The sequence below is a fragment of the Amycolatopsis sp. NPDC104775 genome (assembly GCF_055583325.1).
Window position 1 is genome coordinate 38896 of record NZ_JBVJOE010000023.1, and the last position, 3949, is coordinate 42844.

General features: G+C 68.7%; 4 protein-coding genes. 1 reads left to right on the top strand and 3 read right to left on the bottom strand.

The annotated features are described in order from the left end of the window. Positions 1-246: 246 nt before the first annotated feature. Genes ACZ63D_RS42705 through ACZ63D_RS42715 form a run of 3 tightly spaced genes read right to left on the bottom strand, consistent with a single transcriptional unit; the run spans position 247 to position 3298 of the window. Positions 247-1191: an asparaginase gene (locus ACZ63D_RS42705; protein WP_465360033.1), complete on the bottom strand. Its 945-nt coding sequence runs from the start codon at positions 1189-1191 to the stop codon at positions 247-249. Then, complete coding sequence (locus ACZ63D_RS42710) at positions 1188-2624, bottom strand: amino acid permease (protein WP_465360034.1); 1437 nt, start codon at positions 2622-2624, stop codon at positions 1188-1190. Before ACZ63D_RS42710 ends, ACZ63D_RS42705 begins: the two co-directional genes overlap by 4 nt. Next, complete coding sequence (locus tag ACZ63D_RS42715) at positions 2621-3298, bottom strand: FadR/GntR family transcriptional regulator (RefSeq protein WP_465360036.1); 678 nt, start codon at positions 3296-3298, stop codon at positions 2621-2623. The genes ACZ63D_RS42710 and ACZ63D_RS42715 overlap by 4 nt, the downstream gene beginning before the upstream one ends. Positions 3299-3725: 427 nt before the next feature. On the opposite strand from ACZ63D_RS42715, the gene ACZ63D_RS42720 reads away from it, so the two are divergent. Continuing rightward, a partial coding sequence (locus tag ACZ63D_RS42720) for a PHP domain-containing protein (RefSeq protein WP_465360035.1) occupies positions 3726-3949 on the top strand: 224 nt, incomplete at its 3' end.

Consider the following 3949-nt stretch of genomic DNA (forward strand, 5'->3'; position numbering starts at 1 on the left):
CTTGGTGATGGGGGTTCAGGTGCTGTCGCTTCTGGTTTGTCTTGTGGCCTGGGGGGGGGCGACGTTGCGCCGGGGGTGGTTGCGGGGGGCACCCCGAACCGCAGAGAAGGCTTCGTATCGGGGTGCGGGGGAGGGTGTGGGTGCCTCGACGGTTGGGTACGTCGGTTGCGGGGTTGGTGGGGCGCTGGGTGGGTCGTGAGGGGAACCCTAGGGGAATCAGAGTCCGTGAGGGTTCCCCTCACGGAGCTAGGCGGCGAGTGCGTCCGTTACCTGGAGAGCGGGGTTGTTGAACGGGGCCAGCAAGTCCGGATCGACTCCTGCTCGTGTCAGCGCCGCTGCGAGTACGGCGGGCCTTGCCCGGTCGCCGCCGTCCGCGATCTTCAGCGCTACCGAGGTTCCGTTTGGCAGCGCGGCGAGCTGTACGGCTTCGAAACCGTCCTTCGCGATCATTCCTGGCACGGCCCGCATGAGGCGGGTGACGTCGCGGCGGCTTCCGGCTACCAGGTCTGGGTGTTGCCGGATTCCGTTGGCTACCAATGATTCTGGCGAACCCTCCGGTGCGGTCGCGATTCGCGAAGCAGCCTTCGCCAAACCTCGCAGAGAGAGCGCGAACAGTGGCGCACCGCAGCCGTCCGTGGCCACGCGTGGCACGGTTTGCCCGGTCAGGTCCTCGACGGTTTCCCGGATCGCGCGCTGCAATGGGTGTGCCGGATCGAGGTAGCCGTCGACGTCCCATTGCTGCTCTTGGCAGACGGCCAGCATTGCGGCGTGCTTGCCCGAGCAGTTGTGCGCGAGCCGGGACGGCTGCCGTCCTGCGGCGATCCAGGCGTCGCGCTCGACCGGGTCGTACGGCAGGTCGGCGGGGTTGCCTAGGTCGGTTTCGGCGAAGTCGTGGCTCGTCAGCACGGCGGACGCTGCCTCGAGATGCCGCGGTTCGCCGGAGTGGCTGGCCGCGGCGATGGCGAAACCGGACGGGTCCAGGCGCAGTCCGAGGCGGGCCATCGCGGTGGCCTGCAACGGTTTCGCGGTCGAGCGCGGGTACATCGCGACGTCCGGGTCGCCCGCCTCGAACAGGGTCGAACCGTCGGGAGCTAGCACGACGACCGAACCGTGGTGGACGCCTTCGACCATGCCGTCGCGCAAAAGGTGGACCAGCGGGACGTGCCGCGGTTCGCGTTCCTCGGGGATCACGACGCTTCTGCCTTGTCGAACGCGCTCATGTCGATCCGCTTGCGCACGCCGAACCAGCCGGCCACCAGCGCGACGATGATCACCGGAAGCGCCATCAGGGTGATCCGGCCGGTCTTGTCGAAGCCCATCAGGACGACGACGGCGGCGAGGAACACCAGCGTCGCGATTTCGGTGTACGGCGAGAACGGCAGCCGGAAGTGCGGCCGGGTCACCTCGCCGCGCTTGGCCTTGCGCACGAACAGCAGATGGCTCAGCACGATGATCGCCCAGGTGCCGAGGATGCCGACGGCGGCGAAGTTCAGCACGATCTCGAACGCGTCCTTCGGCACCACGTAGTTCAGCCCGACGCCGACCACGCAGACCGACGACGTGAGCAGGATCCCGCCGTAGGGCACCTGGTTGCGGTTCATCACGCCGGTGAACTTCGGCGCGGACCCGGCCATCGACATCGAGCGCAGGATCCGCCCGGTCGAGTACAGGCCGGAGTTGAGGCTCGAGAGCGCGGCGGTCAGCACGACCAGGTTCATGATGCTGTCCGCGTAGGGCACGCCCAGTTTCGCCAGCACCGTCACGAACGGGCTCTGGTCGGCCGAGTATGCGTCCCACGGCAGCAGCATCGCCAGCAGCACGACCGAACCGACGTAGAACAGCGCGATCCGCCACATGATCGAGTTGATCGCCTTGGGCACGATCTTCTTCGGGTTCTCCGTCTCGCCCGCCGCGACGCCGACCAGCTCGCACGATGCGTAGGCGAACACGACGCCCTGCACGATCAGGATCATCGGCACGATGCCCGCCGGGAAGACGCCGCCGTGGTCGGCGATCAGCTGCGGGCCGGGCGCGTGGCCGTCGATCGGATGCTGCGTCACCAGCAGGAAAATGCCGACGAGCAGGAACAGCACCAGCGCCGCGACCTTGACGATCGAGAACCAGAACTCCATCTCGCCGAACAGCTTCACCGAGACGAGGTTCAGCGACAGCACGACCGCCAGCGCGATCAGCGCCAGCACCCACTGCGGAATCGGGGTGAAGAACGACCAGAAGTGGGCGTACAGCGCGATGGCGGTGATGTCCGCGATGCCGGTCGTCGACCAGTTCAGGAAGTGCATCCAGCCGGCGACGTACGCGCCCTTCTCACCCATGAACTCGCGCGCGTACGAAACGAACGCGCCGGACGACGGCCGGTGCAGGATCAGTTCGCCGAGCGAGCGCACCACGAAGAAGGCGAAGAGCCCGCACACCGCGTACACGATCGCGAGCGCGGGGCCGGCCTGCGCGAGCCGTCCGCCCGCGCCGAGGAACAGGCCGGTGCCGATCGCGCCGCCGATGGCGATCATGTTGATGTGCCGGGATTTCAGCGCCTTGCGGTATCCGGCGTCGCCCGCGTCGGCGGTGTCCGCCTCGGCTTTCGCGGGCAGGGTTTCTTCAGTCACGCGGTGGTACCTGTTTCTGCTTCGCCGGCGCGCGCCGGTCGGACGATCGTGGTCAGGGTCTTCTCGACGTGATCGAGATGCTCGGTCATCGCGGCCGCGGCCGCATCTTCTCGGCCTTCGGCGATCGCCGTGACGATGCGCCGGTGCTCGACGTTCGACTGCGCGCGCCGCCCGCCGAGCTGGTTCAGGAACGCCGACTGGCGGGCCAGCGCGTCACGGATCTCCTCGATCACCTTCGCGAACACCGGATTGCCTGATGCCCGTGCGATCGTGACGTGAAACTGTGAGTCGAGCGCCACCCACGCGGCGTCCCCGGTCTCGGCGTCCATCCGGTCGACGAGGTCGCGCAGCAGCGCGAGCTGGTCCTGTTTGCCGCGGCGCGCGGCGAAGGCGGCCACCGGCACCTCGACGTGCCTGCGCACTTCGACCAGGTCGCGGGCCGAGTAATCGCCGAACGTAGGGTTCTCCGGGGGGCCGCTCGCGGTGACGAACGTGCCGCGGCCGGTGCGCGACACGGTCAGCCCGAGTGCCTGCAGCCCGCGCAGCGCCTCGCGCACGACCGAGCGGCTGACCTCGAACTGCCTGCTCAGCGCGGCCTCGGACGGCAGCTGGTCGCCGACCGCGTACTCGCCGTGCTCGATCGCCTGCCGCAGATGGGCCAGGACGGCCTCCATCGCACTGACCCGCCGGGGGAGCGGTCCGGCTGCCCGGCTGTCAGACAGGTTCACCCGACGGATCGTCGGTTCCGGCCCGGCCGCTGTCAAGCGATGCCCCGGCCCCTTGCTCGGCGGTTGTGGGCTGGTTCACGCTCCCGGGTGACTTTGCGCGGACCCGGCTTCCGGCGGCCCCGGTTTTGTCGGTGCCGGGTGCGACCGTGTCCGGGTGAGCGATTCAGGAGACAGGGCCGCCGGTGATCATCACCGGGAACGCGTCCGGCCCCGCCGCCCGGCGCGTCGGGGCCGCGGCCCGGCGGTTCGGAGGGAGGATGTGCCCGGAGCGCCCAGCCGCAGCGCTGGGTCGGCGGCGGACTAGGGTGGACAGCCCGGGCCCGCCGTGTCGACCGGAGCCGGGAAGCAGTCCGCTTAGGGGAGGTTTTCGCTGGTGTCGAACGATTCTTTCGTCCACCTGCACGTGCACACCGAGTATTCGATGCTGGACGGTGCGGCGAAGATCGGACCCTTGTTCGCGGAGGCGGCCCGGCTGGGCATGCCCGCGGTCGGGATGACCGACCACGGGAACATGTACGGCGGGGACGAGTTTTATCAGACGTCGAAGAAGCACGGGATCAAGCCGATCATCGGTATTGAGGCGTACATCGCGCCGGA

What these genes read in the sequence shown, in the direction of transcription:
- ACZ63D_RS42715 (WP_465360036.1), bottom strand. Translation starts at nt 3,298, where the DNA reads ATGGAGGCCGTCCTGGCCCATCTGCGGCAGGCGATCGAGCACGGCGAG.